The organism is Streptomyces sp. NPDC048269 (assembly GCF_040652395.1).
In the GTDB taxonomy this organism is placed as follows: Bacteria; Actinomycetota; Actinomycetes; order Streptomycetales; family Streptomycetaceae; genus Streptomyces.
In genome coordinates this window covers 19,742-37,776 of record NZ_JBEZLW010000037.1, presented here as the reverse complement: position 1 = coordinate 37,776, position 18,035 = coordinate 19,742, and the positions used below count along the sequence as shown (strand labels likewise).

General features: G+C 71.5%; 18 protein-coding genes. 12 read left to right on the top strand and 6 right to left on the bottom strand.

The features are described 5' to 3' along the window. Window positions 1–181: 181 nt before the first annotated feature. The 7 genes from AB0D48_RS28980 (at window position 182) to AB0D48_RS28950 (ending at window position 7,069) form a co-directional block, all read left to right on the top strand. On the top strand, window positions 182–1,849 hold the full coding sequence (locus AB0D48_RS28980; RefSeq protein WP_362403290.1) for an ABC transporter ATP-binding protein: 1,668 nt from the start codon (window positions 182–184) through the stop codon (window positions 1,847–1,849). Continuing rightward, window positions 1,846–2,961 carry an ABC transporter permease gene (locus AB0D48_RS28975; protein WP_362403224.1) on the top strand — a complete coding sequence of 372 codons (1,116 nt, stop codon included), beginning with the start codon at window positions 1,846–1,848 and terminating at the stop codon, window positions 2,959–2,961. Before AB0D48_RS28980 ends, AB0D48_RS28975 begins: the two co-directional genes overlap by 4 nt. Next, on the top strand, window positions 2,958–4,223 hold the full coding sequence (locus AB0D48_RS28970; RefSeq protein WP_362403221.1) for an ABC transporter permease: 1,266 nt from the start codon (window positions 2,958–2,960) through the stop codon (window positions 4,221–4,223). The genes AB0D48_RS28975 and AB0D48_RS28970 overlap by 4 nt, the downstream gene beginning before the upstream one ends. Continuing rightward, window positions 4,220–4,618 carry a cytidine deaminase gene (locus AB0D48_RS28965; protein WP_362403218.1) on the top strand — a complete coding sequence of 133 codons (399 nt, stop codon included), beginning with the start codon at window positions 4,220–4,222 and terminating at the stop codon, window positions 4,616–4,618. Before AB0D48_RS28970 ends, AB0D48_RS28965 begins: the two co-directional genes overlap by 4 nt. A 93-nt stretch (window positions 4,619–4,711) precedes the next feature. Further along, complete coding sequence (locus AB0D48_RS28960; RefSeq protein ID WP_362403215.1) at window positions 4,712–5,989, top strand: thymidine phosphorylase; 1,278 nt, start codon at window positions 4,712–4,714, stop codon at window positions 5,987–5,989. Window positions 5,990–6,085: 96 nt separating this feature from the next. After that, window positions 6,086–6,682: a Uma2 family endonuclease gene (locus tag AB0D48_RS28955; protein WP_362403212.1), complete on the top strand. Its 597-nt coding sequence runs from the start codon at window positions 6,086–6,088 to the stop codon at window positions 6,680–6,682. Between the two features lie 60 nt (window positions 6,683–6,742). Further along, on the top strand, window positions 6,743–7,069 hold the full coding sequence (locus tag AB0D48_RS28950; RefSeq protein ID WP_362403287.1) for an STAS domain-containing protein: 327 nt from the start codon (window positions 6,743–6,745) through the stop codon (window positions 7,067–7,069). Here AB0D48_RS28950 and AB0D48_RS28945 read toward each other — a convergent pair. Beyond that, entirely contained in the window at window positions 6,965–7,963 is a 999-nt protein-coding gene (locus AB0D48_RS28945; RefSeq protein ID WP_362403209.1) for a sigma-70 family RNA polymerase sigma factor, read from the bottom strand. The genes AB0D48_RS28950 and AB0D48_RS28945 overlap by 105 nt on opposite strands. Window positions 7,964–8,117: 154 nt before the next feature. Between AB0D48_RS28945 and AB0D48_RS28940 the strand changes: the two genes are divergently transcribed. Then, window positions 8,118–9,527: an MFS transporter gene (locus tag AB0D48_RS28940; protein WP_362403206.1), complete on the top strand. Its 1,410-nt coding sequence runs from the start codon at window positions 8,118–8,120 to the stop codon at window positions 9,525–9,527. On the opposite strand, the gene AB0D48_RS28935 is transcribed toward AB0D48_RS28940, so the two are convergent. Further along, entirely contained in the window at window positions 9,503–10,216 is a 714-nt protein-coding gene (locus AB0D48_RS28935; RefSeq protein WP_362403203.1) for a L,D-transpeptidase family protein, read from the bottom strand. The two genes, AB0D48_RS28940 and AB0D48_RS28935, sit on opposite strands and share 25 nt — an antisense overlap. A 109-nt stretch (window positions 10,217–10,325) precedes the next feature. Continuing rightward, on the bottom strand, window positions 10,326–11,624 hold the full coding sequence (locus tag AB0D48_RS28930) for an MFS transporter (protein ID WP_362403199.1): 1,299 nt from the start codon (window positions 11,622–11,624) through the stop codon (window positions 10,326–10,328). 98 nt (window positions 11,625–11,722) lie between these two features. On the opposite strand from AB0D48_RS28930, the gene AB0D48_RS28925 reads away from it, so the two are divergent. Further along, window positions 11,723–12,664 (top strand): LysR family transcriptional regulator, encoded by a 942-nt coding sequence (locus tag AB0D48_RS28925; RefSeq protein ID WP_362403284.1) that lies wholly within the window; start codon window positions 11,723–11,725, stop codon window positions 12,662–12,664. Window positions 12,665–12,731: 67 nt separating this feature from the next. Here AB0D48_RS28925 and AB0D48_RS28920 read toward each other — a convergent pair whose 3' ends face one another. Beyond that, on the bottom strand, window positions 12,732–13,799 hold the full coding sequence (locus AB0D48_RS28920) for a helix-turn-helix transcriptional regulator (protein WP_362403195.1): 1,068 nt from the start codon (window positions 13,797–13,799) through the stop codon (window positions 12,732–12,734). A 137-nt stretch (window positions 13,800–13,936) separates the two neighbouring features. Between AB0D48_RS28920 and AB0D48_RS28915 the strand changes: the two genes are divergently transcribed. Further along, entirely contained in the window at window positions 13,937–15,172 is a 1,236-nt protein-coding gene (locus AB0D48_RS28915) for an ATP-grasp domain-containing protein (RefSeq protein ID WP_362403192.1), read from the top strand. Here AB0D48_RS28915 and AB0D48_RS28910 read toward each other — a convergent pair. Continuing rightward, complete coding sequence (locus AB0D48_RS28910) at window positions 15,151–15,519, bottom strand: cupin domain-containing protein (protein WP_362403189.1); 369 nt, start codon at window positions 15,517–15,519, stop codon at window positions 15,151–15,153. The genes AB0D48_RS28915 and AB0D48_RS28910 overlap by 22 nt on opposite strands. 64 nt (window positions 15,520–15,583) lie before the next feature. Continuing rightward, complete coding sequence (locus AB0D48_RS28905) at window positions 15,584–16,306, bottom strand: alpha/beta hydrolase (RefSeq protein WP_362403186.1); 723 nt, start codon at window positions 16,304–16,306, stop codon at window positions 15,584–15,586. Window positions 16,307–16,420: 114 nt separating this feature from the next. Between AB0D48_RS28905 and AB0D48_RS28900 the strand changes: the two genes are divergently transcribed. Together AB0D48_RS28900 and AB0D48_RS28895 are read left to right on the top strand one after the other, a co-directional pair. Next, window positions 16,421–17,569, top strand: coding sequence for an adenosine deaminase (locus tag AB0D48_RS28900; RefSeq protein WP_362403183.1), 1,149 nt, complete (start codon window positions 16,421–16,423; stop codon window positions 17,567–17,569). Between the two features lie 140 nt (window positions 17,570–17,709). Then, window positions 17,710–17,979, top strand: coding sequence for a hypothetical protein (locus tag AB0D48_RS28895; RefSeq protein WP_362403180.1), 270 nt, complete (start codon window positions 17,710–17,712; stop codon window positions 17,977–17,979). Window positions 17,980–18,035 lie beyond the last annotated feature (56 nt).

The window sequence follows — 18,035 nt, the reverse complement described above, 5'->3', positions numbered from 1 at the left end:
CCGCTCCCGGGCCCCGAACCACGTTCTGCACAACACAGTTCGTGCTGCTTGTGGCCAGTTGGCCTCAAGTTTTCACATCCGACAGTGCTACGCGCGTAGAAGCATCGTGGACGCGATACTTTCACTCCCCGCCCTGTCCCCCCGCCTGCCTCCGCTCCTTCCGCGCCAAGGAGAGTGCGTCATCAACGCGTCCAGCCCGCCCCCCGCCGTAGAACTGCACGGCATCACCAAGCGCTTCCCCGGCGTCGTCGCCAACAAGGACATCGCGATCACCGTCCGCAAGGGCACGGTCCATGCCTTGATCGGCGAGAACGGCGCCGGCAAGTCGACCCTGATGAAGATCCTCTACGGCATGCAGAAGCCGGACGAGGGCACCATCGCCGTCGACGGGGAGCAGGTCTCCTTCCACAGCCCCGGCGACGCCATCGCCCGCGGCATCGGCATGGTGCACCAGCACTTCATGCTCGCCGACAACCTCACCGTCCTGGAGAACGTGGTTCTCGGCGGCGAGAAGCTCTACGGCATCGGCGCCAAGGCCCGTAAGAAGATCAAGGAGATCTCGGACGCGTACGGCCTCGGCGTACGCCCCGACGCCCTGGTCGAGGACCTCGGTGTCGCCGACCGGCAGCGCGTGGAGATCCTCAAGGTCCTCTACCGCGGCGCCAAGATCCTCATCCTCGACGAGCCGACCGCCGTGCTCGTGCCGCAGGAAGTGGACGCGCTCTTCGACAACCTGCGCGAGCTCAAGGCCGAGGGCCTGACCGTCATCTTCATCTCGCACAAGCTGGGCGAGGTGCTGAAGGTCGCCGACGACATCACCGTCATCCGGCGCGGCACCACGGTCGGCACCGCCGACCCGAAGACCGCCACCACCAAGCAGCTCGCCGAGCTGATGGTCGGCGCGGAGCTGCCCTCGCCGGAGACCCGAGAGTCGACCGTGACGGACGTCCCGATGCTGAAGGTGGCGGGCCTGACCCTCGCCGCGAGCGACTCCGTCGTCGCCGAGCCGGAGATCCTGACCCGCCAGGCCATGGAGGACTCCACCCTCCACGAGCACCTCGAAGCCGGCCGCCTCCTGCTGGACGACGTCACGTTCACCATCCACAAGGGCGAGATCCTCGGCATCGCCGGTGTCGAGGGCAACGGCCAGACCGAGCTGATCGAAGCCCTGATGGGCATGAACCCCGCCGACGCGGGCGTGATCACGCTGGACGGCCGGGACATCACCAAGGCCCCGGTGCGCGAGCGCCGCACGGGCGGCATCGGCTACATCCCCGAGGACCGCCACCGGCACGGCCTGCTGCTGGAGTCCCCGCTGTGGGAGAACCGCATCCTCGGTCACGTCACCGAGGCGCCCAACTCCAAGCGCGGCATCCTCGATCTGAAGGCGGCCCGCAAGGACACCGAGCGGATCGTGCGCGAGTACGACGTCCGCACCCCCGGCATCGAGGTCACCGCGGCCTCGCTCTCCGGCGGCAACCAGCAGAAGCTGATCGTCGGCCGCGAGATGAGCCACAACCCCAAGTTCCTCATCGCCGCCCACCCCACCCGCGGTGTGGACGTCGGTGCGCAGGCGCAGATCTGGGACGCGATCCGCGACGCCCGCCGCGAGGGCCTGGCCGTCCTCCTGATCTCCGCCGACCTCGACGAGCTCATCGGCCTGTCCGACACGCTGCGCGTCATGTACCGCGGCCGCCTGGTCGCGGACGCCGACCCGGCGACCGTCACCCCGGAGGAGCTCGGCACCGCCATGACGGGCGCCGCTTCCGGGCACCTGGAAGCAACCGACAACCACTCCGCCGCCGGTACCGAGCCTGGCACCGATGCACCGGAGGACGAGGCCCGATGAAGAAATTCGACAAGGACCGGCTGCTCCTCGGCATCGCCGGGCCCGTGCTGGCGCTGGTCACCGCCTTCCTGCTGACCATGATCGTGCTGGCCGCGACGGGCATCGACCCGATCGAGCCGCTGCGCCTCATGGTCGAGAACGCCGGTTACGAGGACGTCCAGGTCCTCATCGTGAACCAGGCCGGCACCTATTACCTGGCAGCCCTGGCCGTGGCCATCGGCTTCCGGATGAACCTCTTCAACATCGGTGTCGACGGCCAGTACCGCCTCGCCGCGATGATCTCCGCGCTGGTCGGCACGGCGGTCACGCTGCCCGGCCCGCTGCACATCCTGCTGATCGTGGTCGTCGCGATGCTGACCGGTGCCTTCTGGGCCGGTATCGCGGGTGTCCTGAAGGCCAAGCGCGGTGTCAGCGAGGTCGTCTCCACGATCATGCTGAACGCCATCGCGACCAGCCTGATCGCCTGGCTGATCCTGCCGAAGAACCTCGGCGTCCAGCCGGCGGGCTCGAACGACCTGACGACCGGCGACATCGCCGAGTCCGGCTGGTTCCCGGCCCTGTCGATCGGTGACGGCCTGGAGATCTACGGCTTCACCTTCGTGGCCTTCGCCCTCGGCGTCGTCTACTGGTTCGCGCTCAACCGCACCCGCTTCGGCTTCGACCTGCGCGCCACCGGCGCCAGCGAGTCCGCCGCGCAGGCCTCCGGTGTCGACGCCAAGAAGATGATCATCACCTCGATGCTCATCTCGGGCGCGGTCGCCGGCCTGTCCGGCATGCCGCAGCTGCTGGGCGAGACCCACACCTACAACCTGGGCTTCCCGGTGGGTGTCGGCTTCACCGGCATCACCATCGCGCTGCTCGGCCGCAACAGCCCGGTCGGCATCTTCTTCGCCGCGCTCCTGATGGCCTTCATCGACAAGGCCTCGGCCTCGCTCGACCAGGCCGGGTACGCGAAGGAGATCGGCACGATCATGAAGGGCCTGATCGTGATCGCGGTCGTCGTCTCGTACGAGCTCGTCCGCCGCTACGGCATCCGCCGACAGCAGCAGAAGGTCGGCGAGGAGCTGGCCGCAGGCCACGCCATCAAGACCGATAAGGAGGTCGCGGCGTGAGCACCAGCACTGTCTCCCCGACGGCCGCCGCGCCGAAGAAGTCGGGCGGCCGCAAGAAGCTCACCCTGCCCTGGATCATGCTGATCATCGCGGGCGGCCTCGCGCTGGTCTCGCTGGTCCGCCTGATCAGCGGGGCACAAGACCTGACCTCCGTGGGCCAGGTCTCCGGCGCCCTCTCCCTCGCGGTGCCGATCGGCCTCGCCGGCCTCGGCGGTCTGTGGGCCGAGCGCGCGGGCGTCGTCAACATCGGCCTCGAAGGCATGATGATCCTCGGCACCTGGTTCGGCGCCTGGGCCGGCTACCAGTGGGGCCCCTGGACCGGTGTCCTCGCCGGTGTCATCGGCGGCGCCATCGGCGGCCTGCTGCACGCGATCATCACGGTCACCTTCAACGTCAACCACATCGTCTCCGGTGTGGCCATCAACATCCTGGCGCTGGGCTTCACCCAGTACCTGTCGAACTTCACGTTCGCCGACGCCCCGGGCGGCTCCTCCAAGCAGTCCCCGCAGGTCGAGCCGATCTACAAGATCACCGTGCCAGGGCTGTCGGACTGGATGACCGACCTCCAGGGCAAGCACTGGTTCTTCGTCTCGGACCTCGCCGGAGTCATCGGCGGCCTGGTCACCGGCCTCTCGCTGCTGACCGTCGTCGCGCTCCTGCTGATCCCGGGCACCTGGTGGGTGCTGTGGCGCACGACCTTCGGCCTGCGGCTGCGCTCCTGCGGTGAGAACCCGGTCGCCGCCGAGTCCCTCGGCGTCAACGTCTACAAGTACAAGTACATCGCCGTGATCGTCTCGGGCGCGCTCGCTGGCCTCGGCGGCGCGTTCCTGTCGATCGTCGCCAGCCCCATCTACCAGGAGGGCCAGACCGGCGGCCGCGGTTACATCGGTCTCGCCGCGATGATCTTCGGTAACTGGATGCCGGGCGGCATGGCGCTCGGTGCGGGCCTGTTCGGCTTCATCGACAGCCTCAAGCTGCGCGGTGGCGCCGAGAACGTCCACGCGATGCTGCTGCTGATCGCGATCCTGCTGCTGCTGGTCGGCGCCTGGCAGCTGTACAAGAAGAAGTACCTCCAGGCAGGCGTTTCGGCGCTCTTCGCCGCGCTGCTGTTCGTCTGGTACGCGACGACCGACTCGGTGCCGAGCCAGTTCGTCGACGCGGCCCCGTACCTGACGACGCTGCTCGTGCTCGCCCTGTCGGCGCAGCGCCTGCGCATGCCGAAGGCGGACGGCCTGCCGTACCGCAAGGGCCAGGGCAAGTGACGACGGCACACACCGTCGACTGGGAAGCCCTGCGCGAGGCCGCCCGGGACGCCATGTCCCGGGCGTACGCCCCGTACTCGGGCTTCCCGGTCGGTGTCGCCGCACTCGTCGACGACGGCCGTACCGTCGTCGGCTGCAACGTGGAGAACGCGAGCTACGGGCTCGGCCTGTGCGCCGAGTGCGGCCTGGTCTCCTCGCTCCAGGCCACGGGCGGTGGCCGGCTGACGCACTTCACCTGCGTCGACGGCCGGGGCGAGATCCTCGTCCCGTGCGGCCGCTGCCGCCAGCTGCTGTTCGAATTCGGCGGACCGGAACTGCTGGTGGAGACCCCGAAGGGGATCCTCACGCTGGCGGAGATGCTGCCCCAGGCCTTCGGGCCCGACCACTTGAGATAGCCGTGCCGACGGCCCTCCACCCCCTCTCCGGGGCGGAGGGCCGTCTCGATTCCTCCCCACTCCTCTCTCTATGCGCGTAGAAGGAAGCACCTCATGGACGTCATCTCCGTCATCCGGACCAAGCGGGACCGCGGTGAGCTGAGCCCCGAACAGATCGACTGGGTCATCGACGCGTACACCCGCGGTGTCGTCGCCGACGAGCAGATGTCCGCGCTGGCGATGGCCATCCTGCTGAACGGGATGAACCGGGCCGAGATCGCCCGCTGGACCGCCGCGATGATCGCGTCCGGTGAGCGCATGAACTTCGACTCCCTCTCCCGCCCGACCGCCGACAAGCACTCCACCGGCGGCGTCGGCGACAAGATCACGCTGCCGCTGGCCCCGCTCGTCGCGGCGTGCGGCGCGGCCGTACCGCAGCTGTCGGGCCGCGGGCTCGGCCACACCGGCGGCACCCTCGACAAGCTGGAGTCCATCCCCGGCTGGCGCGCGCTGCTGTCCAACGAGGAGATGCTGCACGTCCTGGACACCACCGGCGCGGTCATCTGCGCGGCGGGCGACGGCCTGGCCCCGGCGGACAAGAAGCTCTACGCCCTGCGCGACGTGACGGGCACGGTCGAGGCCATCCCGCTGATCGCCTCCTCGATCATGTCGAAGAAGATCGCCGAGGGCACGGGCTCGCTCGTCCTCGACGTCAAGGTCGGCAGCGGCGCCTTCATGAAGAACATCGAGGACGCGCGCGAACTGGCGCGGACCATGGTGGGCCTCGGCACCGACTCGGGCGTCAAGACCGTCGCGCTCCTGACGGACATGTCCACGCCGCTGGGTCTGACCGCCGGAAACGCGCTGGAGGTCCGCGAGTCGGTGGAGGTCCTGGCCGGCGGCGGCCCCGCCGACGTGGTCGAGCTGACCATCGCGCTGGCCAAGGAGATGCTGGACGCGGCGGGCATCAAGGACGCCGACCCGGCGAAGGCCCTGGCCGACGGCTCCGCGATGGACCACTGGCGCCGGATGATCGCGGCCCAGGGCGGCGACCCGGACGCGGCGCTGCCGGTCGCGCGCGAGCAGCACGTGGTGACGGCCCCGGCCTCGGGCGTCCTGACCCGCCTCGACGCGTACGCGGTGGGCGTCGGCGCCTGGCGCCTCGGCGCGGGCCGCGCCCGCAAGGAGGACCCGGTGCAGGCGGGCGCCGGCATCGAGCTGCACGCGAAGCCGGGCGACTCCGTGACGGCGGGTCAGCCCCTGATGACCCTGCACACGGACACCCCGGAGAAGTTCGCCTACGCCCTGGCCGCGCTGGACGGCTCCCACGACATCGCCCCGGCGGGCACCGCCTTCTCCGCCACGCCGATCGTCCTGGACCGCATCGCCTGACCTGCGGCTTCTCATTCGGGTGAACGGGACCGGTAGCCCCTTGCCGGTCCCGTTCGGCATGCTGGGATCGGTGACGAACCGATTGAGGAGCAATCCATGAGCGCACTCACCGTCCAGCATGAGCCACGTGGTGGCGACAGCTGGGACGCGCTTGTCCGTCTCTGGGAGGAGACGGACTGGCCGGAGGGCTGCAAGGTGGAGATCATCGAGGGGATCATCACCGTGGCGCCCACGCCTGCCAACCAACACAACCTCATCGCCGGAGAGGTGCAGCGCAAGCTCTACTCGGTCCTCCCCGACGATTGGGGCATCTATCAGACTCAGAGTGTGGCGGTCCCGTCCCGTAAAGGCATGTTCATCCCGGACCTTCTGGTGATGCCGACGGAGGTCCTCTCCGGGTCCGAGTCCGTGTACTACGTGCCTGCCGCCGCTGCGGAACTCGTTGTCGAGATCACGTCCCCTTCGAATGCATCGCACGACCGCATCGCGAAGGTTGCCGGATACGCTCAGGCTGGTGTTCCGCTGTACCTCCTCATCGATGCGTTCGCCGGGGGCGGCCCGACGGTCACGCTGTACGGCGAGCCCAGTGACGCTGTCTACCGGGTGCTCCAGGCCGGCAAGTTCGGCGACACCTTCTGGCTGCCCGCGCCTTTCGGCATCGACCTCGGCACGTCCCTCTTCCCCACCTCCTGAGGCGATTCTCCTGCGCCGATGAGTTCCGGGCCACGGCGGAGTCATCCCCTCGTGGAGATCATGCGAATCGTGCTGCCCGGGCCGGCCCCGACCGCGCAGGACACGGCCCGGCTGTGTGCCCGGCTCGCCCTGCTGTACGACGGCGGGGCCTCCGCCGTGGTGTGCGACGCGACGGTCGTCACCGCGCCGGGCCTCGCCTCCGTGGAGGCCCTGGCCCGGCTGCGGCTCACCGCCGGGGACCGGCCCTTCCGGGTCGTCGGGGCCGGGCCGGCCCTACGCGCCCTACTGGACCTCGTAGGCCTCGTCGAGCTGCTCGGGGAGGCCGAAGAGCGGGAACCAACGGGCGGTGTCCAGGAAGGCGTTGAGCCCGGTGATCCTGCCGTCTGAGACCTCCAGGACCTGGAGCGCCCACGGGAGGTGACCCGGCGCCCCGTCCTCGCGCGGCCGGTACTGGCCGAAGGCCGGCATGCCGTTCGCCGTGGTCGGGATCAGGCGGGAGCCCTTGCAGCCGATGCCCTGGTTCAGGTGCCAGGCGGCGATGTCCTCGTGGCCCTGGAGCCACAGGTCGAACGGCGGCATCGACAGCACCGCGTCCTCGTGCAGGAGCGTGGTGAGGCGCGAGATGTCGTACGCCTCGAAGGCGGACAGGTACTGCTCCAGCAGCTTCGCCTGGTCCGCGTCCAGCGGGTCGGCGGCCTCGCTCTCGCGGATCCGGATGCCGGCGAGCGTGGCCCGCGCCCGCTGGAGCGCGCTGTTCACCGAGGCCACCGTGGTGTCCAGGAGCGTCGCGACCTCGTCCGCCTTCCAGGCCAGCACCTCGCGCAGGATCAGCACCGCCCGCTGCTTGGGCGGCAGGTGCTGGAGCGCCGCGACGAAGGCCAGCCGCACGGATTCCCTGGCGAGGGCCATCTCCGCCGGGTCGGCGGTCTGCGGCAGCACCCGCCCGTCGGGCACCGGCTCCAGCCAGGTCACCTCGGGCCGTTCGTTCAGCACGGCGGACGCCTGGTGCTGCGGGGCGGACAGGTCCATCGGGCGGGCCCGCTTCTTCCCCGCGTTCAGCAGGTCCAGGCAGACGTTGGTAGCGATCCGGTACAGCCACGACCGCAGCGAGGAGCGGCCCTCGAACTTCTCGAAGCTGCGCCAGGCACGGACGTACGTGTCCTGCACGGCGTCCTCGGCGTCGAAGGACGAGCCGAGCATCCGGTAGCAGTAGCCCGTCAGCTCGACCCGGTAGAGGTCCATGGCGGTGTCCAGCTCCGTGCTGGTGGCGAGGTCGCTCATGTCCGTTCATCCCCCTGGTGGTTCCCGGTCCTTCGGAAACTACCGGAGGGGTCTGACAGTCGCAGCCGGACGCGGTGGTCTATCGATATCAAGTATCTTGACGTCAAGATTGATCTGGGGCAGGGTTCCGTCATGTATCTCGACATCGAGATACATGACGACCGACGGGAGGCCCGGGATGCGGCGCGGCACGGAGATCCGGAAGGCGCGGCGGGGGGAGGCCGGCCTGCTGGCGCAGCTGCGCCGGCCGCCGGGCGGCCGCGACGCGCGGATCATGCTGCTCGCCCAACTGCTGGACCGCGCCGGTACGGGCGTATGGGCCGCGTCCTCCGTCCTGTACTTCACCTTCGTGGTCGGACTCGACACCGGGCAACTGGGCCTGCTGGTGGGCGCGGCCGGAGTGGCGGGCATCGCCGGATCACCGCTGGCGGGCCACCTGGCCGACCGCTTCCCGGTGCGCTCCCTGCTGATCGGCTGCCACCTGCTCCGCCTCGTCGCCCTCTGCGCGCTGCTGCTGGTCAATCGCTTCGACCTGCTGCTGCCCGTCGTCGCCGTCACGTACCTGGGCGACCGGGCGGCCAAGACGCTGGAGATGCTCTTCGCCACCCGGGTCGCGGGCGAGCGGCGCTCCACCTACCAGGCGCTGTCGCGCAGTTCGGCCAACGCCGGCTACGCGCTCGGTGCGGGCCTCGCCGCCATCGGCCTCGCCGTCGGCACCCGGGGGGCCTACCACGTGCTGATCCTGGCCAACGCCCTGTCGTTCCTCGTGGCCGCGGTCCTGGTGTGGCGCACCCGCGAGCCGCGCGGCCGCGGGCTCGTCGCCGCACGGACCGGCGGCGTGCCCCCGGAAACGGCGGCAGGTACGCCCGGGAGCGACGCCGCGGCCGGGGCGCCCGGGACCGACGCGGCGGCCGGGGCTGCCGGGGCGCCCGGGCGGAGTCCCTGGCGGGACCGCGGCTACCTCCGGTTCGCCCTGCTGGACATCCCGATGAACCTGGACGACTCGATCCTGGGCGTCGGCCTGCCGCTGTGGCTGGTGCACCACACGGCGGCGCCGCACGCCATGGTCCCGGCCTTCCTGGTCATCAACACCGTGCTCGTCGTGGTCTTGCAGCTGCGCGTGTCGGCGATGGTCCAGGGCCCCCGCCAGGCGGCGGGAGCCGTCGCCGTGTACGGACTGACGATGTTCGCGGGCTGCGCCCTGCTGGCCACCGCCACCGGGGGCGGGGCCGCGGCCGCCTCGGCGGCCCTGCTCGCCTCGGCGGTCCTGGTCACCGCGGCAGAGCTGATGCGCTCGGTGAGTTCCTGGGAACTGGCCGTCTCCCTCGCGCCCAAGGAGGCGCGCGCCTCGTACCTCGGCGTGGCCGGCACGGCCCAGTCCGTCCAGAAGTCCGCCGGCCCGCTGCTGCTGACCGGTGCGGTGATGACGGCGGGCCCGGCGGGGTGGCTGGCGCTCGGGGCGGCGGTGGCCGGGCTGTCCCTCGTGCAACGACGCGCCAGCCTGCGGCGGTTGGACGCCCTGGCAGAGGCCGACAGGCCCTACGTGCCCGGCTTGCGGCCGTAGACGTAGACGTCCTCGCCGTTCCCCAGCAGGTTCCAGTACGCCTTGGCGTCGGCGGGCCGCATGTTCACGCAGCCGCCCGAACCCGGCGGGTTCCACATGCTCTTGGCGGTCGAGTGGAAGGCGATGCCGCCGTCGAAGAACTGTGAGTACGGCATCGACACGTTGTAGATCGTCGACCAGTGGTCGATGCTGCGGTAGTAGATCTTCTTCAGGCCGGTCCGGGTCTCCGTGCCGTCCTTGCCCGTGCGGACCGGGACGGGACCGTACTTCAAAGCGGCGCCGTCCTGGATCCAGCTGAGCTGCCGCGTCAGGTCGACGCAGGCGATGCGCCCCCGGTTCACCGGGCATGCCCCGGCCCCGTTGGGGGTGGTTCCGGCCGCCCGCTGGGCCAGCATCGTGCTCATCGTCTGCCAGGTCAGCGGCCCCGCGTACCCCTGGGTCGGGGTGATCCCGTGGCTCGCCTGGAAGCTCCTGATGGCCGTGCAGTCGGCCGCCGACTGCCTGCCGTCCACCGGCCGCCCCAGGAACTGCTCCACCTGCCGCTGGTACGGCCCGGTGGTCAGATTGCAGGACGCGGCCCGCGCCGCTCCACCACCCGCGACCACCATCGGCAGCGCGAGCGCCACCGCCCCGCCGAACACCACCGCAGCCCGCCGCCCCGCGCGCACGCGCGCCTTCCGCGTCCCCATCCGGTCCTCCCCTTCGCCGTACGTCTCCGTGTGCATGCCCGGAAACCGGCGCGAGTTGCCTGCGGGAGGGACGTATTTCTGTGCCTTACCGGCTCCTGCGGCGAGTTCTTCAGCGCGCGGCCACCGCCGGAGCCGGCATCCGCCGCTCCGCGCGGGCCGCGTGGGACCCGTACAGGGTGATCGAGACGACGCCGAGCACGGCCAGCAGCGCGATGCCGACCGTGGCCGCCCAGCCGGCGGAGTGGTAGGCGAGGGCGCCCAGGGTGCCCCCCGCGCTGGAACCCAGGTAGTACGCGGACTGGTAGAGCGCGGAGGCCTGCGCCCGGCCCGACGTCGCGGTCCGGCTGACGGCCGCCGAGGCCACCGCGTGCCCCGCGAAGAAGCCCGCCGTGATCAGGACCAGGCCGAGCAGGACCGCGGCCAGGGCGTCGGACAGCGACAGCAGCAGCCCCACCGCCGTGGTCGTCACCGCCAGGTACAGGGCGCCCCGGCGCCCCGCGCGGGCCACGAGCTGCCCGGCAGCGGCCGAGGAGACCGTACCGACCAGGTAGATCAGGAAGATCGACCCGATCACGCCCTGCCCGAGCGAGAACGGCTCGTCCACCAGCCGGTAGCCGATGACGGTGTACACGGCGCCGAAGACGGTCATGAACAGCGCGCCGATCCCGTACAGCCGCAGCAGCAGCGGATCGCGCAGGTGACCGGCGACGGTACGGCCCACCGCGCGCGGGTCCAGCGACGCGGGGCGGAAGAACCGCGCCCGGGGCAGCAGCACCAGGAAGGCCGCCGCGCAGGCCAGCGCCATCAGCCCGACGGCCAGCAGACCTGCCCGCCAGCCGCCCAGCTGCGCCGCCCAGCCGGTGATCAGGCGGCCGCTCATGCCGCCGATGGAATTGCCCGCGACGAACAGCCCGATCGCCCCGACCAGGGCCTTCGGCTCGACCTCCTCCGCCAGGTACGCCATCGCGGAGGCCGGGACCCCGGCGATCGCCGCGCCCTGGACGGCGCGCAGCGCCACCAGCCACTCCAGGCTCGGCGCGAAGGGCACCAGCAGGCCGACGCCCACGGCCACCGCCATCGACCAGGTCATCATCCGAGTGCGCCCGAACCGCTCGGACAGCGCGCTGAGCGGCAGGACGAACAGCGCGAGCGCGCCGGTGGCCGCGGACACCGTCCAGCTGGCCTGACCCGCCGTCACCCCGAAACCGTCGGAGATCGCGGGCAGCAGCGCCTGGGTGGAGTAGAGGAGGGCGAAGGTGGCGAGTCCGGCGGCGAAGAGCGCGAGGGTCATCCGGCGGTAGCCGGGGCGGCCGGGCTCCCGGCCCTCAGGGGTGTTGGTCTTGAGGTCCTGGAACGACGAGGTGGAGGCACCCGCGATGACGGGTGCCCCGGTATGAGCGGGAGGCATACGTCGAAGGTAGACCCGTGTTTTTCATGCGTCCAATGCACAGATTCGCCATAATCGATCCACTCACGCATCAGTACAGCTCAGGGCGGCGCATGTCGATGAACCGTTACGAAGAAGACGTGTCGGTGACACGTTTGCTGGCCCCGCGCCTCGCGTATTTCGCGGCCGTCGCCCGGCACGAGCACGTCACCCGGGCCGCCCACGAACTGGGCGTCCCCCAGTCCACCCTGTCGCGGGCCATGGTCCGGCTCGAACAGGACCTGGGCGTCACGCTGTTCGCCCGCAGGGGCCGCACCGTCGCCCTCACCACGGCGGGCCGCACCTTCCTGGCCTCCGCCGAACAGGCCCTGGACGGGATCGCCCGCGCCGCCGAGTCCGTCCAGCAGGACGCCGACCCGTCCTCCGGCAAGGTCGCCTTCGGCTTCCTGCACACCCTGGGCTCCGAGACCGTACCCGGCCTCATCCGCGCCTTCCGCGCCGACCACCCGCGGATCCGCTTCTCCCTCGTCCAGAACTACGGCGAGGCCATGCTGGAGAAGCTCCGCGCGGGAGAACTCGACCTGTGCCTGACCTCCCCGCTGCCGGACGCGCCCGACCTGGTCGCCCGCCGCCTCGACGAGCAGCGGCTGCGGCTGGTGGTCCCGGACGACCACCGGCTCGCGACCCGCAAGCGCATCCGCCTCGCCGAGGCCGCCGAGGAAACCTTCGTCACCCTGGAGCCGGGCTACGGCATGCGCCGCATCACCGACGACCTGTGCGCGGAAGCCGGGTTCACCCCGAAGATCGCCTTCGAGGGCGAGGAGGCCGAGACCCTGCGCGGCCTGGTCGCCGCCGGCCTCGGCGTGGCCCTCCTGCCGCCCCCGGCCGTGCCCCGCCCGGGCGTCGTCGAGCTGACTGTCACCGCCCCGCGCGCCGTCCGCGAGATCGGCGTCGCCTGGCTCGACGGCCACCCGGAAACCCCGCCGGTGGCGGAGTTCAAGCGCTTCCTCCTCTCCCGCCGCGGCCGCCTGATCCCCGAACTGGAGCCGCCCGTCGCGTGAGCGGCCACGGCGCCCGAAGAGTGCTGGTGCGGCTGCCGTCCATCCGCAGCCCCGGGCTGCGCGCCTGCTACGAGCGCTGCGGCCGGCCGGACCGGTCACCGCCGGGCGGTACGGCCCGGGCGGCGTCCTGCGCGTCCGTGAGGGCTTGAGTTGACGCCGCCGACAGCAAGTACCCGGCCTGGAAGCGGGACTTGGCCCCCACCGCCCGCATGATCTCGGCGATGTGGCGCTGGCACGTCCGCTCCGACATGCCCAGCCGCCGCGCGATCACCTTGTCCTCCAGGCCCTCCGACAGCAGCCGTACGATCGTCTGCCGCAGCTCGTCCGAGATCGACCGCGCCGCGTCCGGACTCACCGTCACCGGGAAGGGCTCCGCCCCCAGCCAGGACCGCTCGAAGGCCGCCGTCATGAAGTGCACGACATTCGGCTCGCGCACCACCAGCGCCGCCCCGCTGCGGTCCGGGACGGCCATCAGGCCCGTGTGGGCGTCGAAGACGAGCATCCGCATCAGCCCGTCGCCCAGCGTCCGGACCTGCGCGCCCAGGGCCGTCACCCGCTCGACGTAAGCGGCCGTCGGTCGCGAATACCGCGCCGTGTGCTGGTAGATCGTCCGCATCCGGACCCCGCGCGCCAGCAGCGACTCGTCCCGTCCGATCGACTCCTCCAGCGTCTCCAGCGGCCGGCCGCCGCCCGGCTGCGAGGTCAGCAGTTCCCGCTCGCACGCCGCGACCAGCTCCGCGATCAGTGCCCGTACCGCGCCGAGGTCCGTCACCAGCTCCAGGCGCCCCGAACCGCTCAGGTCCCGGTGCGCGGTCCCCGCCTCGTACGACGGCACCAGCGCCTCCAGCCGCGCCCGCAGCCGGTCCATCTCGTCCTGGGTCTCCCTCGCGAGCAGAGCCAGCGGGGCCAGCGCCCGCGCCGCCGCCGCCCGCGGCGCCACCGCGCTCCACCGGTCGGGCCCGCCGGCCGGCGCCCGCTGCAGCAAGTGCGCCGCGGCCAGCTCCGTGATCGCGGCGGCCGCGCGCACGCCCAGGGCCTCGGTGGCCTCGGCCGCGTCGAAGGCGTCCCGCTCGACCGCGTACGCGTAGAGGCGTCGGGCCGCGGGGCTGAGGTCCTCGGATGGAGCGGCTGGCATATGCCTATTCGTCCCGGCGTGCGTCTGTTTATAAACCCCTCGTATTCCCGCAAGGCGGCAAGACGACGCCTGTCCAGCCGCAATCGGCATATGCCGAAGCGGCACAGTGGCACCACGGCGTGAAGGGGGAGCGCGGTATGCGGCAGCGGACACCGATGGAAGGGCGGGGGCCCGTGGCCGTCCTGCTGAGCCCGCGACCCGCCGTGGTGGCGGCAGCCCGCCGTGCGGGTGCCCGCACCGTGGTGGTCGCGCCGGATCCATCGGTGCCATCCGACCGTGAGGGGGCGGAGCGGCGGGTACGGGCGGACTGGCGCGACCACCGCCACCTCATCGGAGCCGTCGGCCGGCTGGAGGCGGTACGGCACGGCCGCGCCGCCGTCTTCGGCTTCGACGCCGCCGGAGCCCTCGCCGCCGCCCGCGCCAACGAGGAACTGGGCCTGTCCGGCACACCCGCCGCCGCCGTCACCGCCCTGATGGACAAGGCCGCCCTGCGCGCCCGTTCCAACACCCTGCACCCCGCCCGGCCGGTCTCCTTCGCCCGCTGCGGGCGCGCCGACACCCTCCCCTTCGTCGCCACCCTCATCGGCTACCCGTGCGTCATCAAGCCCCGCGCGGGCGCCGACGGCGAAGGGGTCCGGCTCGTTCACGACGAGGCCGGCGCCCGGGCCGCCGCCCACACCTACCCCGCCATCACCGACCTCCTCGTCGAGGAGTACCTCGAAGGGCCGGAACTCACCGTCGAAGCCCTCTCCCGCGAAAGCCGCCACCGCATCCTGGGCTGGTCCCGCCGGCTCGCCGGACCCCACCTCACCGCCACCGGCCACGTCCTGCCGGTCGCCCTGGAACCCGGGACCGCCGAGGCCGTACGGGCCCTCGTACGCGGCGTCCTCGACCTCGCCGGACACCGCGACGGCCCCTCCCACACCGAAGTCATCCTCACCGCGCGGGGCCCCCGCCTCGTCGAGGCCCACGCCCGCCCCGGCCGCGAGGAGTTCAGCCGGCTGCTCCGGGCCGCCCACGGCACCGACGTCCTCGCCCTCACGCTCGCCGCCGGGCTGGGCCTGCCCGAGCCGGTGCACAGTCCGCGCGCCGCGTACGCGGGGCTGCGGTACGTGGACTTCCCGCCCGGCCACCGCCCCGACGGGGCCCTGCCGGGCATCGCCGCCGCACGCGCCGTGCCCGGCGTGGTCCGCGTGCAGCTGGAGATCCCGCCGGGCGCCACGGTCCGCCGGGCCCCGACGGGCGGTCTGCACCACGCGTACGTCCTGGCCACCGCACCGACGGCGGGCTCACTGGACCGCACCCTGGACCGGGCCGCCGGCCTGATGCGGCCCGCGGACCGGCGGATCCGTCAGCCGGACGGCTTCGCGTAGTCGGCGAAACCGGTCCAGTCCAGCGTCACGCAGGCCTCGTCACCCAGGACCCAGGCGTTGTGCCCGGGAGGCACCCGCATGTAGTCACCGGGGCCGAACTCGGTGCTCTCCCCGTCGTCCATGACGACTTTCATGCGGCCGCTCACCACGTACCCGGTGTGATCGGCCTGGCAGCTGTCCGTCCCGGCCAGCGGCTTGACGTGCTCCGACCACTTCCAGCCCGGCTCGAAGGTGGAGCGCCCGACGCCCGCGCCGCCCGCGTCCAGCAGGTCCAGCCTGCCTTTCCCGTCGACGAACGGCCGGGTCTCATCAGCCTGGTCGAAGCTCCTGGACACCAATCCGGCCATGATGTGTCGCCTCCCGGAGAGAAGCCCCCCGTACCGTTCTCACTCTACGCGCGGGGCCCGTGCCTCACCGCCGGAGCGAGCGCCCGAAACCCGAGGCCAGCGGCATCCGCAGGCCCAGCGGCGGGGGAGCCGCGAGCGCGTCCGTCACCGGCCGCGAGTACCGGCCCGAGAACACCGAGCCCAGCACGAAGTCCACGGCCAGCGCGACGACTTCCGGCTGGTGCTCGCGCAGCCCGTGCCCGTCCGAATGCACCTCGAAGCGGCAGGTCGACCGGTTGGCCTTCTTCGCCCGGGCCGCGAGCTGAAACGATGCCTCCGGGTCGCTGCGCGCGTCGTTCGTGCCGTGCACGATCAGCACCCGCCGCCCCGACAGCTGTTTCACCGGTTCAGGCGGGTCGGCCGCGGGCGTCGTCCCTAAGCAAGGCGCCAGCGACACCACGGAGTTGACGGCGTGGTGGCCCGCCGCCCGCAGCGCGGCCAGGCCGCCCGCGCCGAAGCCGGCCAGGCACACCGGCACGTCCCCGTACCGCCGTACCGCCTCGTCCGCCGCCCACCCCGCCTGCTCCTCGCGGGAGGATCCCCCGCCGTGGATGACGGCGTGCGCGACCAGCCCCTCCGCCCCGCCCGCCCGGACCAGCGCGCGCCCGAGGGGCCGCAGCGGACCGGGGGAGAACCTGGACGCTCCGGGAAGCAGGAGCACCACACCACTGACCGTCGATCCCGGGCCGTTCGCGCCGGCCGCCCGCCCCAGGCGGGCCCCGCGCGCCGGCGGCGCATGCTGTGCCATGACGGAACAGTTTCAGACCCCGAGGTGTACGCCATCCGTCCGCGCGGTCACTGTTACATATCTGCGGCCGTCGTCGGCGCGTCGCTCTACGCGCGTAGGAGTTAGAGTGCCCAGATGACGAGCGAGACCCCCAACCTGCCGACCCCGGATCAGATCCGCCGCTCCCCGAAGGTGCTGCTGCACGATCACCTCGACGGTGGACTGCGCCCCGGGACCATCATCGAGCTGGCCCGCGAGGCCGGCTACGAGAACCTCCCCGAGACCGACGCCGACAAGCTCGGCATCTGGTTCCGGGAAGCCGCCGACTCCGGTTCCCTTCCGCGCTACCTGGAGACCTTCGCGCACACCTGCGCGGTCATGCAGACGAAGGAGGCCCTCTTCCGGGTCGCCGCCGAGTGCGCCGAGGACCTGGCCGAGGACGGCGTCGTGTACGCCGAGATCCGCTACGCCCCCGAACAGCACCTGGAAGCCGGCCTGACCCTCGAAGAGGTCGTCGAGGCCGTGAACGACGGCTTCCGCGAGGGCGAGCGCCGCGCGAAGGCCAACGGCCACCGCATCCGCGTCGGCGCCCTGCTGACCGCGATGCGCCACGCCGCCCGCGCGCTGGAGATCGCGGAGCTGGCCAACCGCTACCGCGACAACGGCGTGGTCGGCTTCGACATCGCCGGCGCCGAGGCCGGGTTCCCTCCCACCCGCCACCTCGACGCCTTCGAGTACCTGAAGCGCGAGAACAACCACTTCACGATCCACGCCGGCGAGGCCTTCGGTCTGCCCTCGATCTGGCAGGCCCTGCAGTGGTGCGGCGCCGACCGGCTCGGCCACGGCGTGAAGATCATCGATGACATCGAGGTCGCCGCCGACGGCTCCGTGAAGCTGGGCCGCCTGGCCTCGTACGTCCGGGACAAGCGCATCCCCCTGGAGATGTGCCCGACCTCGAACCTGCAGACGGCCGCGGCCGCCTCGTACGCCGAGCACCCGATCGGCCTGCTACGGAAGCTGCACTTCAGGCTCACGGTGAACACCGACAACCGCCTGATGAGCGGCACCAGCATGAGCCGCGAGTTCGAGCACCTGGTCGACACCTTCGGCTACTCGCTCGACGACATGCAGTGGTTCACCGTCAATGCGATGAAGTCCGCGTTCATTCCTTTCGATGAACGACTGGCCATGATCAATGAGGTCATCAAGCCGGGCTATGCGGAGCTGAAGTCGGAGTGGCTGTTCCAGCAGACCGCCTCCACCAGCGGTTCTGTCTCGGCGTAGGCCACGGCATGACGTACTGAAAGCGCCCGGGAGCGGCAATTCCCGGGCGCTTTCTCATATTTAAGGATGTTTGCGGGCGGGGGTTTGAAGTGACTAGTTTGCGGAGCCGCTCAAATTCCCCGTCGCAAGGAATATTTTTCATGAAGCAGTCAGCTGCCAAGATCCTCGGTGCCGCCGCTGTCGGTGCCGCCTTCGCCGCCGTCGCCGCCGGTACCGCCTCCGCCGCCGTGCCGGCCGTCGGCCTCACCGACGCGCTGGGCACCGCCACCGGCGCCATCCAGGGCCTGACCAGCCAGCAGCAGGTGAGCCCCGGGGAGGGCCAGCAGTCGAGCGACCCCACCGCCCCGGTCACCGGCCTGCTCGGCGGCCTGGCCCCGGCCACCGGCGCCCTGAACGGCCTCGGCGGCTGACGCTGCCGCGATGCGCACACGCGTACGGCGGGCGTGCACCTCTTCGACGAGGTGTG

Coding starts and splice junctions, on each gene's coding strand:
- AB0D48_RS28975 (WP_362403224.1), top strand. CDS start 1,846: ATGAAGAAATTCGACAAGGACCGGCTGCTCCTCGGCATCGCCGGGCCC.
- AB0D48_RS28960 (WP_362403215.1), top strand. CDS start 4,712: ATGGACGTCATCTCCGTCATCCGGACCAAGCGGGACCGCGGTGAGCTG.
- AB0D48_RS28955 (WP_362403212.1), top strand. CDS start 6,086: ATGAGCGCACTCACCGTCCAGCATGAGCCACGTGGTGGCGACAGCTGG.
- AB0D48_RS28950 (WP_362403287.1), top strand. CDS start 6,743: ATGCGAATCGTGCTGCCCGGGCCGGCCCCGACCGCGCAGGACACGGCC.
- AB0D48_RS28945 (WP_362403209.1), bottom strand. CDS start 7,963: ATGAGCGACCTCGCCACCAGCACGGAGCTGGACACCGCCATGGACCTC.
- AB0D48_RS28940 (WP_362403206.1), top strand. CDS start 8,118: ATGACGACCGACGGGAGGCCCGGGATGCGGCGCGGCACGGAGATCCGG.
- AB0D48_RS28935 (WP_362403203.1), bottom strand. CDS start 10,216: ATGGGGACGCGGAAGGCGCGCGTGCGCGCGGGGCGGCGGGCTGCGGTG.
- AB0D48_RS28930 (WP_362403199.1), bottom strand. CDS start 11,624: ATGCCTCCCGCTCATACCGGGGCACCCGTCATCGCGGGTGCCTCCACC.
- AB0D48_RS28925 (WP_362403284.1), top strand. CDS start 11,723: ATGAACCGTTACGAAGAAGACGTGTCGGTGACACGTTTGCTGGCCCCG.
- AB0D48_RS28920 (WP_362403195.1), bottom strand. CDS start 13,799: ATGCCAGCCGCTCCATCCGAGGACCTCAGCCCCGCGGCCCGACGCCTC.
- AB0D48_RS28915 (WP_362403192.1), top strand. CDS start 13,937: ATGCGGCAGCGGACACCGATGGAAGGGCGGGGGCCCGTGGCCGTCCTG.
- AB0D48_RS28910 (WP_362403189.1), bottom strand. CDS start 15,519: ATGGCCGGATTGGTGTCCAGGAGCTTCGACCAGGCTGATGAGACCCGG.
- AB0D48_RS28905 (WP_362403186.1), bottom strand. CDS start 16,306: ATGGCACAGCATGCGCCGCCGGCGCGCGGGGCCCGCCTGGGGCGGGCG.
- AB0D48_RS28900 (WP_362403183.1), top strand. CDS start 16,421: ATGACGAGCGAGACCCCCAACCTGCCGACCCCGGATCAGATCCGCCGC.
- AB0D48_RS28895 (WP_362403180.1), top strand. CDS start 17,710: ATGAAGCAGTCAGCTGCCAAGATCCTCGGTGCCGCCGCTGTCGGTGCC.